The sequence below is a fragment of the Methylobacterium sp. J-070 genome (assembly GCF_022829385.1).
Classification (GTDB): domain Bacteria; phylum Pseudomonadota; class Alphaproteobacteria; order Rhizobiales; family Beijerinckiaceae; genus Methylobacterium.
Genome location: NZ_JAKSXX010000285.1, coordinates 1 through 18,596, shown reverse-complemented (window position 1 = coordinate 18,596; position 18,596 = coordinate 1). Strand labels below are relative to the sequence as shown.

Sequence of the window (18,596 nt, the reverse complement as noted above, 5' to 3'; positions counted from 1 at the left end):
GCCGGGCATCGCCCGTCTCCCGGCGCCGCCCCCCCGATCGGGACGGTCAGGCCGTCTCGGCGATCCGGCGGGCGACCTCGGCCCGCAGCGCCTCATTCAGCTCGGCGAACCGGGCCTGCATGCAGGTCCGCAGCCACGGAAACAGGCCGGGCGCGAGCAGCCCCGCGAAGGTCCCCGCCTGAACGAGGCTGACGCCCTGGCGGGTCTCGACGATCCGGACGTCGTGGCAGCCCGTGAGCAGGTGCGGCATCGCGATGCCGCCGCGCCAGGTCAGCCGCCGCCCCGGATCCCAGCAGGTCACCTGCGCCCGCAGCGTCAGGCAGGCGCGGCCGTTCAGGGTCAGCGCCAGGCGCCAGCGCGCGCCGCTGCCGTGCCGGCCCTCCGCCTTGCGGAGGAACGGATTCCACGCCGGATAGGATTCCAGATCGGTCAGCACGGACCAGACCGTCCCGGCCCGGGCCGGGATCGGGAACTCGGCGCTGCTGACCCGACGGACCGTCATGCCTCCCTCCCGCCGAACCGGAGCCCGGGCGCGCCTGGTGCGGTTCAGATCGCGCCCTCCACCACCTCCAGGGTCCGAAGGATCGCGAGCCCGATCCGCTCGGCCTCGACTTCCGCCCCCTCGGCGGCGGGCAGGAGCGCCACGGTCTCGACGACCGCCTCGTCCTCCGGTCCGACCACGACCCGGAACACATCGCCCTCCTCCGCCGCGGGATCCCGGATCAGCCCGACCCGGTGGCCCGCCCCGGTGCCGAGGATCCGCAAGGGCGGCTGCGCGGATGCCGGCTCCCGGGGGGCGCGGGGGGTGCCGAAGGCCGGGCGGATGACGTTGTCGTCGGGCATCACGAAACCGTCCCCTTCAGGTCCGCGCGATCCGGGCGGTGGCCAGAACCGCGTCGGCCAGGACCTCCATGCCGGCCCGGGCCCAGTCCGGCGTGATGCTCTCGGCCTCGTTGTGGCTGATCCCGCCGTGGCAGGGGCAGAACACCAGGGCCGCCGGGACCGTCCGGGCGCAGTAGACGGCGTCGTGGTAGATCGCCGTCGGCATCCGCGTCCAGGCGTGGCCCCGCGCCTCGGCGGCCGCCTGGACCCGGTCCACCAGGACCGGATCGAACGGCGTCGGCGGGGCGCGCCAGAACTCCTCCACGCGGATCGCGACGCCGCGCTCCGCCGCCAGCGCATCGGCCCGGGCCAGGATCCGCCCGCGCATCGCCTCCAGCTGCGCGGTGTCGCCGTGGCGGGTGTCGAGGCTGAACCAGACCCGGCCCGGCGTGATGTTGCGGCTCGACGGCTCGGCCTGCAGCACGCCCACGGTGGCGCGGCCGCGCTCGTCGTCGACGCCGACGGCCTCCCGGGCGATGCCCTCGAGGGAGGCGATCAGCGCCGCCGCGGCCATCATGGCGTCGCGCCGTCCGTCCATGGGGCTCCCGGCATGGGCTTCCTCGCCCAGCACGGTGATCTCGTACCAGATCTGCGCCAGCGCCCGGTCGACCACGCCGATCGTCAGCCCCGCCTCCTCCAGGCGCTTGCCCTGCTCGATATGCAGCTCGAAATAGGCGCCGACGCCGCGCAGGGCCGCCGGATCCGCCGCGCCCTGCCAGCCGATGCGCCGCAGCTCGTCGCCGAAGGCGTGGCCGGCGAGGTCCCGGGTCGCCAGGATGTCGGCCTCCGGGACGATGCCCATGGCGACGCCGCTGCCGCTCATCGGCGGCGCGAAGCGCGCGCCCTCCTCGTTGCACCAGTTGATCAGCAGGAGGGGCGCCTCGGTCTCGAGGCCGGCCTCGTGCAGGGCGCGCATGATCTCCAGCCCGGCGAGCACGCCGAGCGGCCCGTCGAACTTGCCCCCCGTGGGCTGGGTGTCGAGGTGGCTGCCGATCGCCACCGGCCTCCGGTCCGGATCGCGCCCGGGCCGATGGAAGATCATGTTGCCGACCCGGTCGACCGTGAGGGTGAGACCCGCCGCCTCGCCCCAGCGCCGGAACAGGGCCCGTCCCTCGGCGTCGCGGTCGGTCAGGCTCTGCCGGTCGTTGCCGCCGTTGGGCAGCGCGCCGATCCGGGCGAGCTCCATCAGGCTGTCCCAGAGCCGGTCCTGCGAGAGCGGGAGGTTGGTGCGATCCGAGATGCGAACCATGGCGCCTCTGCCGGCTGCAGGCGGGAAGCCGCGAGGTTAGGCCGCGATCCCGGCCGGCGCCAGAGAGCCGCGCCACGATCGCGACGTTTCGATGCCGTCCGCGCGGGACCCGTCGGGATGTGCCGCCCGCCGGAGCGGATCCCGGCCCCGCGCGGCGCGCGTCCGCGGCCCCTCGTCGGACCCTCGCGAAGTATCCGCCACGAGCGGACCGAAACCCCTTCCATCCGGCGCCACCGAAGATCGACGGGTTACGGAGGAAAGCTCGCTCTGCGGGATTCGATGCGAAGATTTACCAGTTCCCAATGCCGCGACACCGTGACAGGTACCCCACGGCACGCCAAACAGGCGCCGCCCCCTGGACATCCGCGCCGGCGACTGTCTGTGTCGTGGCCGAGTCTGTCTGCCATAATACAATTTCCGGTTGCGACCGGTCGAGGGGAGGCTCGATGCATCTGGCGTCCGAGGCAATCGCCGCCCTGCAGGCCGCGGGCTTCGTCGGAACCTGGGACACCGACGTCCCGGCCGGCCGGTCCGTGCTCGACGCGGGGGCCGCCTCCATGCTCGCCGGGAGCCCGAGCCTCGCCGGCCAGCCCCTCCCCCTCGACATCGCCCTCGGACGCATCGATCCGCGGGACCGCGGCTGGGTGTTCGGGAAGATCCGGCGCGTCCGGCAGAGCGGCGGACCGGTCTCGCTCGAGTTCCGCGTCCTGACCGGGCCGGGCGACGTCCGCTGGATCCTCAACCGGGGCTTCCTGGCCCCCGACCCGTCGGGCACGCTGCACGGGCGCGGCGTCTATCTCGACGTCACGGACCTCTACGCCCCGTCGCCGCCGCCTGCGGGCCACGGCGGCGATCCGGGACAGACCGACCCTCTGGAGGCGGCGGCCGACCATTGCATCCAGGCCCATGCGGCGCTCGAACGCCACGGGGACGGGTACCTGCGGATGCTCTCCGACATGCTGCTGCTCGGGATCGGCCGCACGCTCGCCCGACGCTAAGCCGGCTTCGCGGCGAAAACCCGCGACCGCACAGGAACCTCAGCCGGTGAGGCGTCGGCCTGCCGACGCCAATCCGCTCAGAGCCCCGTCCGCCGACGTGGAGGCCGGTCCGGGTGCCCCCGCGCTCAGGTCCGCCAGGGATGGGCCGGCAGCTCCGTGCGGCCGATGGCCCTGGCGCCGGCCTCCGCGACGGCGTGGTCGTCCTCCACCGTGGAGCCGCTGACGCCGATCGCCCCCGACATCACGCCGTCGGCATCGACGATCGGGATCCCGCCGGGGAAGGTGATCAGCCCGTCGTTGGAATGCTCGATCCCGTAGAGCGGTCCGCCGGGCTGGGAGAGCTGGCCGATCTGGCCGGTCATCATGCCGAAGAACACCGCGGTCTTGGCCTTCTTGTGGGCGATGTCGATGGAGCCGACCCAGGCGTCGTCCATGCGATGGAACGCCTTGAGGTTGCCGCCGGAATCGACCACCGCGATGCACATCTGGGTGCCGCGTTCCACCGCCGCTGCCCGGGCGGCGGCGATGGCCGCCTCGGCCTGCTCAATCGTGACGTGCATGAGACACTTCCGTTCGCGTTTCTCGCGCGCCAGCGTGTGACCGCTGGACGGCTCCGGCGCAAGCGTGGCGTGGGGCCAGAGTACGGCGCCATCGTTCCGACCCGCGCTCCCGCATCCGCCGCGGCGGCGAGCGTCCTCGCCCGCACGGGAGAGACGACCCGCGCCGCGTTCGGCACGGCCGGCGGCCCTGGCGCATCCCGGGCGGGAACGGCCCTAGCGGGCGCGTTCCCGGGCGGCGCGGACCCGGTCGAGGAGGTCGACCGCCAGCCCGGCGCACGCCGCGGGCTCGGGGCACGGGCGCTTCCACACGACCCGCCCCTCGCGCAGGACGATGCCGTCCTCCGCCGCCAGGGCGGGCAGAGGCCGGTCGGGCCTGAGATCGGCCGCGACGCCCTGCGGGCCGCCCCGGAGCCGGGCCACACCCAGCGCGCAGCAGGAGGCGCGCAGCCGCGCGAGGTCGAACAGGGCGAGCACCGGCTCCGGCGCCGCGCCGAACCGGTCCTCCACCTCGCCGGCGAGCGCCTCGATCGCCTCGGCGTCGCGCAGGCGCAGGAGCCGGCTGTAGAGGCTGAGGCGGATCTCGGGCTCGGGCACGTAATCCTCGGGGATCCGGCTCGGCAGGCCGAGCTCGATCTCCGGGCTCCAGTCCTCGGCGCGCTCGCCCTTGGCGGCGGTGAGCGCCAGCTGCAGCAGGTGCTGGTAGAGGCCGAGCCCGACGAGCTTGGCGTGGCCGGCCTGGTCCTCGCCGACGAGGTCGCCGGCGCCGCGCAGGTCGAGGTCCCGGGCGCTGACCGCGAAGCCCGCCCCGAGGCGGTCCAGGGCCTCCAGGGCCCGCAGGCGCTGGAGCGCGGCCGCCGGCGGCGGCGCGGCGGGGTCGCTGAGCAGGTGGACGGTGCCGCGCCGCTGGCCGCGGCCGACGCGCCCGCGGAGCTGGTGGAGCTGCGCCAGCCCGAACCGGGCGGCCTCCCAGACCAGCATGGTGTTGGCCCGGGGCACGTCGAGCCCGCTCTCCACGATGGCGGTGGCGAGCAGGACGTCGCCGTCGCCGTCGGCGAAGCGGACCATGACCTCGTCCATGGCCGAAGGCGTCAGGTCCCCGTGCGCCACCAGGATGTCGAGGCCCGGCACGAGCCCGCGCAGGCGCTCGGCCATGGGGGCGATGTCGTCGATCCGCGGGCAGACCACGAAACTCTGGCCGCCCCTCCGGTGCTCGCGGACGAGCGCCTCGCGCACGGCGTCGGGGTCGAACGGCGCCACCACGGTCCGGACCGGCTGACGGAGCGCCGGGGGCGTAGCCAGCACGCTGAGGCTCTGGAGTCCCACCAGGGCCGCCTGGAGGGTGCGGGGGATCGGGGTGGCGGTCAGCGTCAGCACGTGGCCGCCTTGTTGGCCACCCTTCTGGCCGTCCTTCTGGCCGCCTTGCCGCCCGCCCTGGGCGAGGCGGCGCAGGTCGGCCTTCATCCTGGCGCCGAAGCGCTGCTCCTCGTCGATCACCGTGAGCCCGAGATCGGCGAAGGACACCCCGCTCCCGGCCAGCGCGTGCGTGCCGACCACCAGCCGGATCGAGCCGTCCGCCAGCCCCGCCCGGACGCGCCTGGCCTCGGCCGGCGCCACGAGGCGCGACAGCTGCGCCACCTCGATGCCGAAGCGGCCGAAGCGGCGGCGCAGGGTCTCGGCATGCTGGCGCGCCAGCACGGTGGTCGGGGCGATCAGCGCGGCCTGCTTGCCGGCGAAGATCGCGGCGGCCAGCGCCCGGAGCGCCACCTCGGTCTTGCCGAACCCGACATCGCCGCAGACCAGCCGGTCCATCGGCCGGCCCGCGGCGAGATCGGCCATCAGGGCGTCAACCGCGGCGGCCTGATCGGGGGTCGGCACGAAGCCGAAGCCGGCGGCGAAACGCTCCATGTCGCGGGCCGGGGGCGCCAGCACCGGGGCCCGCGTCTCCCGGCGGGCGCGGGCGGCCTCCAGCATCAGCCGGGCGGTCCGCGCCATGGTGGCCTCCGCCTCCAGGCGGCGCCGGGGCCAGGTGCCGCCGTCGAGCTTGTCGAGGGTGACGGCGTCGGGCTCCGGCCCGTAGCGCCAGATCCGGTCGGCCTGCGTGACCGGCACCATCAGGATCGCGTCGCCCGCGAAGCGCAGGCGCAGGGCCTCGGAGGGCGCCTCCCCGGGCGTCGCCACCGGCTCCAGCCCCTCGAACACGCACAGGCCGTGGTCGCGGTCGACCGCCACGTCGCCGACGCGCAGGTCGACCTCGCCCATCGGCAGGATCGCCCGCGCGCCGCCCGCCACCGCGGCCTCCGGCCCGAACAGGTCGGCGGCGGCGATCACGGTGGCGGCCTGCTCGGGGACCCGGAACCCGGCCGCCAGGGGCGCCTCCAGGGCGAGGACGTCGCCCGGGGCCGCCGCGGCCACGTCGGCCCAGGCGTCGATCAGGCGGATCGGGCGCTCGGCGATCTTGCCCGCCTGACGCACGAGGCGCCGGAGCGGCCGGACCGCGCCGGCGAGGACCACCACGTCGCCGGCCGTCAGCCGCTCGCGCACGACCTTGGCGAAGGCGGTCCCCGGCCGGCGCTCCCGGGCGAAGGACGGCATGGCGCGGGGCTCCCCGGCCGCCTCGGTGGCGGCGATCCGGCCGCGGGCCGCCACGATGGCGTGCCACGCTTCGGGGGGGAGGTAGAGGCCGGCGCCGGCCAGGCCCCGCTCGTCGCGCGCCTTCAGCCGCCCCCGCGCCTCCTCCATCTGCTCGTAGAAGGCGTCGATCCGGGCCTGCGTGCCGTCCTCGACCACGAGGCGCGCCTCCGGCACGTAGTCGAGGAGGGTGACGAGGCGCGGGTAGTAGCGGTCCAGGCGGTGCTCCTGGCCGGTGAAGGGCTCGAAGCTCTGGCCGGAGCCGGGCTCCAGGACGATCTCGGTGGCGGGATCGACGATGAGGGCGTCCGCCTCCGCCACCGAGCGCTGCGAGATCGGATCGTAGGAGCGGATGGCGGTGACGCGGCCGTCCGCGTGCGCGATCCGGCAGGGTCGCGGCGCGGCGGCGGGGAACACCTCCAGGGTGCGGCCACGGACCGCGATCTCGCCGGGCTCGTCGACCCGCTCGTCGAGGATGTAGCCGAGGCGCTTGAGGTCGGCGGTCGCCGCGGCGACGTCGAGCGGGTCGCCGACCCGCAGGGTCACCCGGGCCGTGGCCCAGGCCTCCGGAGGGGGCACGCGCTGGACCAGGGCGGGGGCGGTGGTCAGCACGAAGCCCGGCAGGGCGTCCCGGTCGGTCAGCCAGCGCAGCACCGCCGCCCGGGCCCCCATCGTCGCCCGCGACGGGGAGGCGTGGTCGAAGGGCAGGCAGTCCCATTCGGGATAGACCGCCACCCGGGCATCGGGGTCGAGGGCCCGGAGGGTCGCGGCGAGGTCGTCCAGGCGGCGGGCATCCCGGGCGACGTGCACCACCGGCCCGGGCCCTTCGGCGAGGCCCAGGAGCGCCACCGCGAGGGCACCGGTGGGCATCAGCGGAGCCTCCTCCAGTGCCTGCTGCGCGCCCGCCTTCGTCCTGCGCTTGGCCATGCCCGATCCGAACCCGTCCCGTTTCAGCCGGCAACGCCGCACCGGCCCCGCCGGCTCCCGTCCGCGGCGATCCGATCCACAGCGGACTGCGCGCGCCCTCCGGTGCGAAACCGGGACCGGCCGGCGCCGGGACCGAGCCCGGATCGCCGTTCCGGCACGCGGGATGGGGCCGTGACGCCGCGCGGGGAGCGACCCGCGACCGGCCCGGGCTGACGCCGGGACCGGCCGAGCCCGCTGCCTGCGGCAAATGCGGGCTGCGGCGGGATCCGGTCCGGCCCGTCAAGAGCTGACCGTCGCGGAAACCAACGGTTCGCCACGCCGACAGATCGCCGTTGCACGGACTCACTTGGGGGGCTCGGAGGCGTGGGATATGACGATCCCGTGTCGCGGAACGAGACAATGCCCACCCCGTCGGGTTTCGAGCCCCAGAACCCTCAGCGGCTCGCCGCTCTGCGCGCCTACGCGATCCTCGATACCCCGCCGGAGCGCGAATTCGACGAAATCGCCGAGATGGCCGCTCAGGCCTGCGGCACGCCGATGGCGCATATCAACTTCGTCGACGCCGACCGGCAGTGGATCAAGGCGGCGTTCGGCCACGCGGCGCGGGCGATGCCGCTCGACTACGGGTTCTGCACCGAGGCGCTGCGCGAGGACGGCATCCTGATTCTGCCGGATCTCATGGCGTCCCCGGAGAGCGCCGCCAATCCCCTCGTGACGGGCGACCCGCACCTGCGCTTCTACGCGGGCGTGCCGCTCGTGACGCCGGAGGGCTGGGCCATCGGGACGCTCTGCGTCCTCGACCGCGTGCCGCGCGGGCTGAGCGACCAGCAGCTCTTCATCCTCAAGGCGCTCGCCCGGACGGTGATGACGCAGCTGGAATCCCGGAGCGTCGAGGCCGCCCTGCGCCGGAACCAGGCGCGCTACCGCGCGCTGTTCGAGTTCATCGATGCCGGCTTCTGCCTCGTCGAGATGAAGTTCGCCGACGGCGACCGGGCGGTCGATTACCGCTTCCTGGAGGTCAATCCGGCCTTCCAGCGGCAGACCGGTCTGACCGACGCGGTGGGCCGCTGGATGCGGGACCTTGCGCCCGGCCACGAGCAGCACTGGTTCGACCTCTTCGGCCGGGTCGCCCTGACCGGGGAGCCGGTCCGCTTCGAACAGGCGGCCGAGGCCCTCGACCGCTGGTACGACGTGCACGCCTACCGGGTCGACGGGCCGGGGCGGAACCGCGTCGCGATCCTGTTCAACGACATCACCGAGCGCCGCCAGGGCGAGCTGGCGCTCCGGGCCCGGGAGGCCGAGCTCCGCTTCGTGGCGGACGCCATGCCGGTGCTGATCGCGTTCATCGACAGGACCCTCGTCTACCAGTTCGCCAATGCCGCCTACGAGCTCTGGACGGGCCGGTCCCCCGCCGAGGTGGTCGGGCAGACCGTGCGCGACCTCCTGGGCGCGGAGGCCTTCGAGGCCCGGCGGCCGGCCATCGAGCAGGCGCTCGCCGGACACGAGGTCCGCCACGAATGGGTCTGGACCTTCCCGGATCGGGAGATCCGGACCGCCGACACCCGCTACCTCCCGCGCCGCGACGCGGACGGGCGGGTCGACGGGTTCTACGTGTTCGCGCAGGACGTCTCCGAGCGGAAGCGGATCGAGGCGCTGCTCCAGACGCGGGCGGAACGCCTGGAGGCGCAGGTCGCCGCCCAGAGCCGCGACCGCGACCGGGTCTGGACGCTGTCGCCGGTGCTGAAGCTCGTCTCGGACCGGGACGGGCAGGTGCAGTCGGTGAACCCGTCCTGGAGCCGGGCGCTCGGCTGGTCGGAGGCCGAGACTCTGGGCCGGGCCGCCCTGGATTTCGTGGCCGCCCCGGAGCGGGCGGCGGCGCAGACGGCGCTGCGGCCCCTGTGCGAGGGTCGCCGGATCGAGGACGTGGAACTCTCCTGCCTGACCCGCGCGGGCGACCGGCGCCGGGTGCTCTGGACGGTCGTCCCGGAGGACGGCCTGTTCTACGGTTTCGGGCGCGACATCACCGAGCAGCGCCAGGCCGAGGAGGCCCTGCGCCAGTCGCAGAAGCTCGAGGCCATCGGCCAGCTCACCGGCGGTGTGGCGCACGACTTCAACAACCTGCTGACCATCATCCGCTCCTCCGTGGAGTTCCTGCGCCGGCCGGACCTCGCGGAGGAGCGCCGGCGCCGTTACCTCGACGCGGTCTCCGACACCGTCGACCGCGCGGCCAAGCTCACCGGCCAGCTCCTCGCCTTCGCCCGGCGCCAGGCGCTCAAGCCCCAGGTCTTCGACATCTGCGCGCGCCTGCGCAGCATCGCCGACATGCTGGATTCGGTGACCGGCGCGCGCATCCGCGTCGCCATCGAGCTGCCGGACACGCCCCGCTACGTGCGCGCGGACGAGAGCCAGTTCGAGACCGCCCTGATCAACATGGCGGTCAACGCCCGGGACGCGATGGACGGGGAAGGCGCCCTGACCCTGCGCCTCGAGGGCGACCGGCCGATGCCGCCGGTCCGCGGGCATGCCGGCGCGCCGGGGCCGTTCGTGGCCGTGCGGGTCGCCGATACCGGCGCCGGCATCCCGGCCGCCGATCTGGGGCGGATCTTCGAGCCGTTCTTCACCACCAAGGAGATCGGCAAGGGCACGGGCCTCGGCCTCAGCCAGGTGATCGGCTTCGCCAAGCAGTCGGGCGGCGACATCGACGTGGCGAGCGTTCCTGGCCACGGCACCACCTTCTCCCTGTACCTGCCGCAGGTCGAGGCGCCCGCCGAGGCCGCCGAGGCCGGCCGCGACCGCGGGTTGGAGGCGGAGGCGCGACGCGGCCTGTGCATCCTCGTCGTGGAGGACAATCTCGGGGTCGGGCGGTTCTGCACCCAGATCCTCGAGGATCTCGGCCACGCCCCGGTCTGGACGAAGTCCGCCGAGGAGGCGCTGAGCGAACTCGACCGGACGCCCGACCGGTTCGACGTGGTCTTCTCGGACGTGGTCATGCCGGGCATGGGCGGCTTCGCCCTCGCCCGGCAGCTGGAGACGAGCCGCCCCGACCTGCCGGTGGTGCTGACCTCGGGCTACAGCCACGTCCTGGCCACCGACGACGCCCACGGCTTCGCCCTCGTGCGCAAGCCCTATTCGGCCCAGCAGCTGGCCCAGGTGCTCTACGAGGCGGCGCAGCAGCGCGACCCGCCGGGTCCGGCCCTCCCGCGCGAGCGTGCGGAGGGGTTTGCCGGCGATTAACAGTATCTAATCAAATTCTTCGCGAAACTAATCCGGTGAGTTCCATATCGTGGATTAAATTGTAGTATCCATTCTTCGGATATTTAGCCGTGATGCGGACATGCCCCTGACCGGACGTTTCTGGTTCCGCCGGACCTGGACCGGCAAGCTGGTCCTGCTCGTCGAGGAGGAGCGCGGGCGCTGGTTCCGTCGCCGGCCCGGCGGCAAGCCGCGCTGGCGCGACGCCAGGCTGCTCGACCTCGCCGAGGCGCCGCTGCGGGACCTCATGACGCTGGAACGGACCCAGCGGGTCGCGGCCGGCTTGCGGGCGATCCCCACCCGCCCCCCAAAGAGAGGCGGGGTTCTGGCCGTGGAGCCGGGTTCAGGAACCCAGGCGGCCCATGCGGGTTGACGCAGTGCAGCACGGCGACGGTGTCGCGGTGCTGCTGCCCCGCGTGGGCGTTTCCTCCCAAGACTTCGGACCGCTCCCTCGGGGGCGGTCTTTTTTTGGCCGGCGCTCCGTCGCCTCCGGGCACGCCCGGTTCGAACCGGCCCCTTCCGACGGGGGCCGGTCTCGGACCGTCGCCGAACGAGGGCTTCGGCGCCGTCGTCCCTGAGGGCTGCGCGAAGGGGATGAGCCGGCGCCACACGCGCCGCTTAGGGCCTCCTCGCTCCGCCCGTATGACGAAGAGAGACGCGTCAACCGAAGCACTCGCCCGGCAACGGACCGCCGGGGGAACACGTACGGGACGCCCCGGCTCGTCGGCCGGGGCAGTCCCTTACTCGGCCGCGGTCATCTCGGGGGTGTAGTGGCCGCACCAGTCCTGGACGGCCACCACCGGCCAGAGGCCCTTGGAATCGGGGGCGGGCTGGCTGATCGGCGGGTTGAAGCGGCACAGGCCGGCATCGCTCTGCGCCACGGCGCCATTGCCCTTGTGCTCGTCGAAGAACCGGCAGGTCTCGCACTTCGCGTTCATGGTCAGGCTCCCTGGTCGGCGGCTCGAGGCCGCGCCGCGCGTCGGAACGAAGACTTGGAACTTAGAAACGATCCAATCTGCGGGACCAACGACGGGATCGGCGGCGGGTTCCTCGCTCCGGGGGCTTCGCGCCGCTCTCCGATACGGTCCGGGACCCGGGTCGGACGGATCCGATCGATGCGAAGCCGGTCAGGCGCGGCCGTCGAGCGGCGGCGGCGCGAAGACCGCGAGCAGGCGCTGGAGCTCGTCCTCGTGGACGAGGCGCGCCGCCTCCTCCGGACGGAACCACCGCAGCGTGCGCTGCCCCCGCTCCGGCCAGCGCTCGTGCTGGACCTCGACCCGCAACGGGTAGACGCGCACCTTGCAGGGGAGCGCCAGACCGCGATCGAGGCGCTTGTCGTAGCGGTACCAGCCGACCGGATCGGCCGCGATCTGCCCCTTCAGGCCGGCCTCCTCGAAGGCCTCGCGCTCGGCGGCCCGGTGGGCCTTGCGACCGATCATGGGCCAGCCCTTGGGAATGATCCAGCGCCCCGTATCACGCGAGGTGATGAGCAGAACCTCGATCCGGCCGTCTGCGCCGATGCGGAACGGCAGCGCGGCGACCTGCTTCAGCGGTTTGGCCTGAGCCTTCCGAAGCAGCTTCTTCAGGGTTGTCCGCTTGGATGCCGCTTTCAGGGCCGACCTCAGGGATGAAAGGCGGCGGTTCTGCCGGATAGGATTCTGCAATCGTTAAACTCCTCGCGCCTTTACATAGTTAAATTTGGCGATTCCGCATCCGTACCCGCCGGTCGGCGAGCCATGTCTGCGACGCCGTGCTCATCGCGGGCCGGCCACGCTTGTGTCGCGGGCGTTTGTCCGCGAAACCTCTTTGGTCCACCCGCAGCGAGTCGCGGCATGCCTGTCGAGATCGAGCGCAAGTTCATCGCGCACCCGTCCGTGCTGGCCCTGTGCCGGTCGGGGACGCATTTCGTTCAGGGCTACCTCTATACGGACGACGCCAACACGATCCGCATCCGCCGGGCCGGCGAGCGCACGCTGATCACATGGAAGAGCCCCCGGCGCGGTGCCTGCCGCGACGAGGTCGAGTTCGCCATCGCGCCGCAGGACGGCGAGGCGCTCATGGCCGGTGTGTCGCCGGACCGGCGGCTCGAGAAGACCCGCTACCGGATCGAGCATGCCGGTGCCGTCTGGGACGTGGACGTGTTCGGCGGGACGCTCTCGGGCCTGATCCTGGCGGAGATCGAGCTCGAACGGGAGGACCAGCCGGTGCTGCTGCCGCCCTGGATCGACCGGGAGGTCACCGCGGACGCGCGCTACCGCAATTCGCGGTTGGCGGCGGGCGCGCTGTCGGAGCTGCGGGCCGCCTGAGCCCGCGGCGAAGGGCGGAATGAACGTCCGGGCCGCGGCGACGTTCTCCAGCATCGTCCCGCAGGCGGCTGCCGGCTTTCGGGACGGCGCGACGCGAGACCCCAGCCCTTCGCGCCGGTTCGCTTGTCCGGCACGATGGCCAACGGGATGCCCCGGAGCGTGATCACCTGGACCCAGGACGTGACGGCCGGCGTGCCGCTCCCGCGCTTCGTGGGGCGGGTCGGGGCCGTGCAGGTCGCCATCTGCGAGTACGACGGCTCGAACCGCCTCTGGACGTGGTGGAGTCCCCTCGCCGAGGACATCTGGGGCCACGGCCAGGACGCCGGGGCCGCCCAGCAGGCCTGCGAGGCGTGGCTGCGCGGCTGGATCGAGAATTTCAGGCCGTTCTTCGCCTGACCGCGCGGCGGCCCGCGACCGGCCGGCTCAGGATCGGCTCAGCGGGCGAAATGGGGCAGGCGCCGCTTCCAGCGCTCGCCGAGCCGCAGCTCCTTCGTCCGGCGCCAGGTCCCGGGCCGGGCCGAGGGGCCCTGACCGGGCTCCGCCGGCGGCACCGGCACCGCGGGTGCGGCGGCCGGTTCGGAGCGCTCCGCGGCCGGGCGACGCGGCTTCGTGGCCGGTTTCGCCGCGACCGGAGCCGTCACGGCCGGAGCCGTCACGGCCGGATCGAGCAGGGCGGGATTCGGTGCGTCCGGCTTCGGCGCGACCGCAGGCGGCCGTCCGCGCCGGGCCCGCCGCACGGGGGGCGCAGCGGCGTCAGGCTCGGATTCGGTCTCGGCCGGGATCTCGAACATGGGAACGAGGCTCGGCAGGACGCGCCGGACCGGGGTCTCCGGTTCCTTTCGCTCCGGGCGCGGGGCCGAAGCGGCCGGGACGTCCGGTTGCGGCGGCTTCACCTCGACCTGGGCCAATTCCTGCCAGAGGCTGTTCTCTGGGCGCGCCCGCAGGTCGGGGGCGGTCAGCGAGGCGCGCGCGGTCCGCGCGCCCTTAACTTCGACCATGAATGGTCGCGCGCTACGGCGCTTCATGTAGAACGATCTCCGGAAGCATTCGCGTCAGCATATCGGCGACACGAACACACATAGGCTAAGCCTGATCTCGAAAAATGTCTAGGAAGACGAACACGTATTCGTTCGATTCCTCTCCGATTTTTTCTGCAGTCGAGACCGGCGGCCCGGCACCGGCGCATTGCTGCATCGGATCGGGCGGGGCGTCCGGACCGGTCAGGCCGCCTGCGCCTGGGTGGGATGGACTGGGTTCGACCCGGTGCGGCCGGTTCCGAACAGGGACTGGTACAGCGCCGCGGGCGTCCGAGCCCGGCCATTGCCGTCCGTGATCGTCACATCGGCCATGCCGGCCGCGATCAGGCTCATGCCCTGGTCGAGGGCGCTGAGGACGGAGGCGTGCTGATAGGCGAACCGGCGCGCGGAGAGGCGTGCGGAGACGGTGAAATTCATCACAACAATCCTGGGATGCCCCGCCCGTACACGGGACCGGGACGCAGCAGCTATTCGCGGAGGTCGACGGCGCGCCCGGGGGACGCCTCGTCGGGCGGCTCCGGGAACGTCAGCCCGATGGCCGCAGATAAAGACTTTATATTGACGAAAACTTGCCATTTGCGCTCTTCGCTGGCCGAAAACCGTTTTCCCGGGTCGAGCAAGCCGCCCCCCGCGGGCCCCGCCTGCCGCGGCTCCGCCCCCGGGCCGGACGCGGCTCGGCACGCCCGGTAGCCGATGAAGCTCGGTAGCCGGTCATGGCCCGGGGCGTGCTACGATGATCGGTCTTCACCGGGTGGATAGGCTGGTATGCTGAACAGACGGACTTTCGTGGCGCTTTCGGGCGCCGCCCTCGCCGCCCCCGCGCTGGCGCAGGGTACCGCCGCCCGGACCCTCAAGTTCATCCCGCAGGCCGACCTCACGGTGCTCGATCCGATCTGGACCACCGCCTACGTCACCCGGAACCACGGGCTCGCGGTGTTCGACACGCTCTACGGGACCGACGCCACCTACGCGGCCCAGCCGCAGATGGTCGCCGGCCACACGGTCGAGGACGACGGCAAGCTCTGGCGCCTGACGCTGCGGCCGGGGCTCACCTTCCACGACGGCAGCCCGGTGCTCGCCCGCGACTGCGTGGCGAGCATCGCCCGCTGGGGCAAGCGCGACGCCATGGGCCAGACGCTCATGGCCTATACGGACGAACTCACGGCGCCCGACGACCGGACGATCCAGTTCCGCCTGAAGAAGCCCTTCGCGCTCCTGCCGGACGCGCTGGGCAAGGTCGGCTCCTCCATCTGCGCGATCATGCCGGAGCGCCTCTCCAAAACCGACCCGTTCACCCAGGTGACCGAGATGGTCGGCAGCGGCCCGTTCCGCTTCAAGGCGGACGAGCGGGTGGTCGGCGCGAAGGTCGTCTACGAGCGCTTTGCCGGCTACGTCCCCCGCGAGGGCGGCGCGCCGCAATGGACCTCCGGTCCCAAGCGGGCCTTCGTCGATCGGGTCGAATGGACCATCATCCCGGATCAGGCGACCGCCGCCTCGGCGATGCAGACCGGCGAGATGGATTGGTGGGAGCAGCCGCCGGCCGATCTCGTGCCGACGCTCGGCGGCCTGACGACGCGGATCACCGACCCGACCGGCCTGATCGGCTGCCTGCGGATGAACCAGCTCCAGCCGCCCTTCGACAACCCGGCGATCCGGCAGGTGCTGCTGAAGGTGGTCGACCAGACCGACTTCATGCAGGCGGTGACCGGCACCGATCCCAAGCTGATCCACGTGCCGACCGGCTTCTTCTGCCCCGGCCTGCCGATGGCCAGCGATGCCGGGCTCGGCGCGCTCACGGCCAAGCGGGACTACGACGCCGCCAAGAAGGCGCTGGCCGCGGCCGGCTACAAGGGCGAGAAGATCGTGCTGATGGGCGCCTCCGACTTCCCGAGCCTGAAGGCGCTGGCCGACGTGGCGGCCGACATGCTGAGCCGCGCCGGCTTCAACGTCGACTACCAGGTCATGGACTGGGGCTCGGTGGTGCAGCGCCGCGCCAAGAAGGACCCGATCGCCCAGGGCGGCTGGAGCGCCTTCTGCACCTTCTGGGCGGGGCTCGATCAGGCCAACCCGGCGGTCAGCGCCTTCCTGCGCGGGACGGGACAGAGCGCCGCGATCGGCTGGCCGACGAGCGCGGCAATCGAGCGCCTGCGCGATCAGTGGCTCGACGCCCCCGACACCGCCGCACGCAAGGCGCTGGCGGACGACCTGCAGACGCAGGCCTTCGCCGACCTGCCCTACCTGCCGCTCGGGCAGTACTTCAACCAGACCTCCTACAGGCCGTCCCTGACGGGGGTCCTCGACGGCGTGCCGGTGTTCTGGAACGTCAAGAAGGGCTGAGGCGGAGGGGCCGACCGGGATCGGGGACTGCGCGCGGGCTTCGCGACGGGCTTCCTGACCCCTCTGCCGGCTTGCAGACCCACACATCGGGTTCCGGATCAGTGTCCGGTCGCCAGGTTGGGGGTCCAGACCTCTCACGCGCCCTCCCTCCCCCCTCTGCGGGGGAGGGAGAGGCGCGGAAGCCACCTTGAGACACCTGGCTCCCGGGCCCGAACCATCTCCGCCGACGCCTGCCTCGGTTTGGCCCATGCGCGTGCATCAGACCAAGCTCTTCAGGCCGTTCTCGCGCGCAATCAGCACCGAAACGGCTGCGATTTAGCGGTCGTGAACGATCTCCCGCAGTACGAATACACCGTCGCCTTCAACAGATCCGACTGCTCACGCCGCTGTGAGCGCTTCCCAGCCGTGTCGCGAACGGGTTAAGCAGGTCCGGCACAGGTCGCCGCCAGAGCCGACCGGCCCGCGAGGATACGCCCGATGACAGGTCCGACGACAGTCTACCCGGACGATACCGCGCTCGAACGCTCGGCGATGCGCCGGATCGGGTGGCGGCTCGTGCCGTTCCTGATCCTGGCCTACTTCGTCTCCTTCCTGGACCGGGTGAACGTCGGCTTCGCGGCGATCCAGATGAACCACGATGTCGGCCTGTCGGCCACGGTGTTCGGCTGGGGCGCGGGGATCTTCTTCCTCGGCTACTTCCTGATGGAGATCCCCAGCAACCTGATGCTGGAGCGCTTCGGGGCGCGGCTCTGGATCGCCAGGATCATGGCGACCTGGGGGCTGATCTCCGCCGCCATGGCCCTCGTGCAGGGGCCCTGGTCGTTCGTCGGCCTGCGCTTCCTCCTGGGCGTCGCCGAGGCCGGCTTCTTCCCGGGCGTGATCCTCTACCTGACCTACTGGTTCCCCTCGGCCTACCGGGCGCGGATCATCGGGATCTTCATGATCTCGATCCCGATCTCGTCCTTCCTCGGCTCGCCGGTCTCGGGCGCGCTGCTCGGCCTGAGCGGCTGGGGGCTGCGCGGCTGGCAGTGGCTGTTCATCATCGAGGGCCTGCCGGCGGTGCTGATGGCCGGGGCGGTCCTGTGGTTGCTGCCGAACGGCCCGCGGGATGCGGCCTGGCTACCGGCGGCCGAGCGGGACTGGCTGGAGCGGCAGCTCCAGGCCGAGGCGACCCGCAACACCCGGCGCGGCCAGGCGGCGAAGCCGCCGCTGTGGGAGGTGCTGCGCGACCGGCGGCTCGCCCTCTTCGCGGCCATCTATTTCGGATCGACCGCGAGCAGCTACGGGCTCTCCTTCTGGACGCCGCAGATCGTCAAGAGCTTCGGCCTCGGCAATTTCGAGACCGGCCTCCTGAACAGCATCCCCTACGGCTTCGCGTCGGTGGCCATGATCCTCTGGGGCCGGCACAGCGACAAGACCGCCGAGCGGCGCTGGCACCTGGCGCTCTCGTTCCTGGTCCTGGCGCTGGGGCTCGCGGGCGGCACGGTGCTCACGGGGCTCGGCCCGGTGGTGGCGGCGCTGACGGTGGCGGCGGTGGGCGTCTACATGCTGAAGGGCCCGTTCTGGGCGCTCGCCACCGAGGCGATGCCCCCCGCCACGGCGGCGGCGAGCATCGCGGCGATCAACGCGGTCGGGAACCTCGGCGGCTTCCTCGGCCCCTACCTGATCGGCGCCATCAAGGACGGGACCGGCAGCTTCACCCTGAGCCTCCTGCCCCTGGTGGTGTTCGCCCTGCTCTCGGCCGGCCTGTCGCTCGTGCCCGGCCGGACCGCCCGGCCGGACCAGGGCGCGCCGCGCCCGTCGACCGCCTGAGACCGGTTGACGGCTCCGGCGCCGATCGGGAGCCGGAGCCCTGGACCCGGACGACGTCCTGCGGGGCGCCGTCCCGGCGGCGCGGACGCGTCGGATCCGGAGGACGCGCGGATCCCGGGCGGACCGGAGGCCCGCCAGAATCCTGCCGGGGGCCGGGCCGCCGCCTCGAAGGCAGGTCCGTGTCGGACGGTGCAACGACAAGAGGGGCCGCCTCCTCTCGGAAGCGGCCCCTCCTGACCGTGGACCGGCGTCGCGATCGTGGGCCCTCGGGGACGGCAGGTTCGGGCGCCGAGGCGCGCCGGACCGTCCGTCCCCAGGGGCCGTCCCGAAGCCCTTAGTACGAGCCGAACTTGTAGTTCAGGCCCGCGCGGACGACGGCGAACTCGTCGGAGCGGCGTCCGATGCCGCTGTAGACGACGGGGAAGTTGTTGGCGGCGTTGATGACGAACGCGCCTTGGTTGCGGGTGTTGCGGTCGAGGTTGACGTACAGGCCTTCGACCTTGAGCGTGACGGCCGAGGAGCGGAAGAAGTTCAGGAACGAGTCGGTGGGCAGGGCGTACTCGATGCCGCCGCCGACGGCGTAGCCGGTGCGGAAGCTGTCGTTGCCG

General features: G+C 72.7%; 16 protein-coding genes and 1 pseudogene. 7 read left to right on the top strand and 10 right to left on the bottom strand.

What is annotated here, in order from left to right:
• Positions 1–46: 46 nt before the first annotated feature.
• From MKL01_RS31615 to MKL01_RS31605, 3 genes are read right to left on the bottom strand one after another with little or no spacing between them, the layout of a single operon-like run.
• Positions 47–502, bottom strand: a complete 456-nt coding sequence (locus tag MKL01_RS31615; RefSeq protein ID WP_243909134.1) for an SRPBCC domain-containing protein — start codon at positions 500–502, stop codon at positions 47–49.
• A 44-nt stretch (positions 503–546) separates the two neighbouring features.
• Complete coding sequence (locus MKL01_RS31610; protein ID WP_243909133.1) at positions 547–843, bottom strand: hypothetical protein; 297 nt, start codon at positions 841–843, stop codon at positions 547–549.
• 16 nt (positions 844–859) lie between these two features.
• Entirely contained in the window at positions 860–2,131 is a 1,272-nt protein-coding gene (locus MKL01_RS31605; protein ID WP_243909132.1) for a Zn-dependent hydrolase, read from the bottom strand.
• Positions 2,132–2,577: 446 nt separating this feature from the next.
• Between MKL01_RS31605 and MKL01_RS31600 the strand changes: the two genes are divergently transcribed.
• Positions 2,578–3,129 carry a PAS domain-containing protein gene (locus MKL01_RS31600; RefSeq protein WP_243909131.1) on the top strand — a complete coding sequence of 184 codons (552 nt, stop codon included), beginning with the start codon at positions 2,578–2,580 and terminating at the stop codon, positions 3,127–3,129.
• A 125-nt stretch (positions 3,130–3,254) separates the two neighbouring features.
• Here MKL01_RS31600 and MKL01_RS31595 read toward each other — a convergent pair whose 3' ends face one another.
• Complete coding sequence (locus tag MKL01_RS31595; RefSeq protein ID WP_243909130.1) at positions 3,255–3,689, bottom strand: GlcG/HbpS family heme-binding protein; 435 nt, start codon at positions 3,687–3,689, stop codon at positions 3,255–3,257.
• A 213-nt stretch (positions 3,690–3,902) separates the two neighbouring features.
• Positions 3,903–7,244, bottom strand: a complete 3,342-nt coding sequence (locus MKL01_RS31590; protein WP_243909129.1) for a DEAD/DEAH box helicase — start codon at positions 7,242–7,244, stop codon at positions 3,903–3,905.
• A gap of 399 nt (positions 7,245–7,643) precedes the next feature.
• Here MKL01_RS31590 and MKL01_RS31585 point away from each other — a divergent pair, with 399 nt between their 5' ends.
• On the top strand, positions 7,644–10,478 hold the full coding sequence (locus MKL01_RS31585) for a PAS domain-containing protein (protein ID WP_243909128.1): 2,835 nt from the start codon (positions 7,644–7,646) through the stop codon (positions 10,476–10,478).
• Positions 10,479–10,578: 100 nt separating this feature from the next.
• Positions 10,579–10,869, top strand: a complete 291-nt coding sequence (locus MKL01_RS31580) for a hypothetical protein (protein ID WP_243909127.1) — start codon at positions 10,579–10,581, stop codon at positions 10,867–10,869.
• Positions 10,870–11,236: 367 nt separating this feature from the next.
• On the opposite strand, the gene MKL01_RS31575 is transcribed toward MKL01_RS31580, so the two are convergent.
• Together MKL01_RS31575 and MKL01_RS31570 are read right to left on the bottom strand one after the other, a co-directional pair.
• Entirely contained in the window at positions 11,237–11,434 is a 198-nt protein-coding gene (locus MKL01_RS31575) for a hypothetical protein (RefSeq protein WP_243909126.1), read from the bottom strand.
• Positions 11,435–11,623: 189 nt separating this feature from the next.
• Positions 11,624–12,082 (bottom strand): NUDIX hydrolase, encoded by a 459-nt coding sequence (locus tag MKL01_RS31570; protein ID WP_243909160.1) that lies wholly within the window; start codon positions 12,080–12,082, stop codon positions 11,624–11,626.
• 246 nt (positions 12,083–12,328) lie between these two features.
• Between MKL01_RS31570 and MKL01_RS31565 the strand changes: the two genes are divergently transcribed.
• Together MKL01_RS31565 and MKL01_RS31560 are read left to right on the top strand one after the other, a co-directional pair.
• Positions 12,329–12,802 (top strand): CYTH domain-containing protein, encoded by a 474-nt coding sequence (locus tag MKL01_RS31565; protein ID WP_243909125.1) that lies wholly within the window; start codon positions 12,329–12,331, stop codon positions 12,800–12,802.
• 147 nt (positions 12,803–12,949) lie between these two features.
• Entirely contained in the window at positions 12,950–13,198 is a 249-nt protein-coding gene (locus MKL01_RS31560; protein ID WP_243909124.1) for a hypothetical protein, read from the top strand.
• 38 nt (positions 13,199–13,236) lie between these two features.
• Here the strand turns inward: MKL01_RS31560 and MKL01_RS31555 are convergent, their stop codons facing one another.
• A complete protein-coding gene (locus MKL01_RS31555) occupies positions 13,237–13,827 on the bottom strand; it encodes a hypothetical protein (protein ID WP_243909123.1) in 591 nt (196 codons plus the stop codon).
• A 195-nt stretch (positions 13,828–14,022) separates the two neighbouring features.
• Positions 14,023–14,256 carry a hypothetical protein gene (locus MKL01_RS31550; protein ID WP_243909122.1) on the bottom strand — a complete coding sequence of 78 codons (234 nt, stop codon included), beginning with the start codon at positions 14,254–14,256 and terminating at the stop codon, positions 14,023–14,025.
• Positions 14,257–14,604: 348 nt separating this feature from the next.
• Between MKL01_RS31550 and MKL01_RS31545 the strand changes: the two genes are divergently transcribed.
• Together MKL01_RS31545 and MKL01_RS31540 are read left to right on the top strand one after the other, a co-directional pair.
• On the top strand, positions 14,605–16,176 hold the full coding sequence (locus MKL01_RS31545) for an ABC transporter substrate-binding protein (RefSeq protein ID WP_243909121.1): 1,572 nt from the start codon (positions 14,605–14,607) through the stop codon (positions 16,174–16,176).
• A gap of 477 nt (positions 16,177–16,653) precedes the next feature.
• On the top strand, positions 16,654–17,988 hold the full coding sequence (locus tag MKL01_RS31540; protein ID WP_243909120.1) for an MFS transporter: 1,335 nt from the start codon (positions 16,654–16,656) through the stop codon (positions 17,986–17,988).
• Between the two features lie 334 nt (positions 17,989–18,322).
• On the opposite strand, the pseudogene MKL01_RS31535 reads toward MKL01_RS31540, so the two are convergent.
• Positions 18,323–18,596: pseudogene (locus tag MKL01_RS31535) on the bottom strand (porin family protein); the annotation flags it as partial.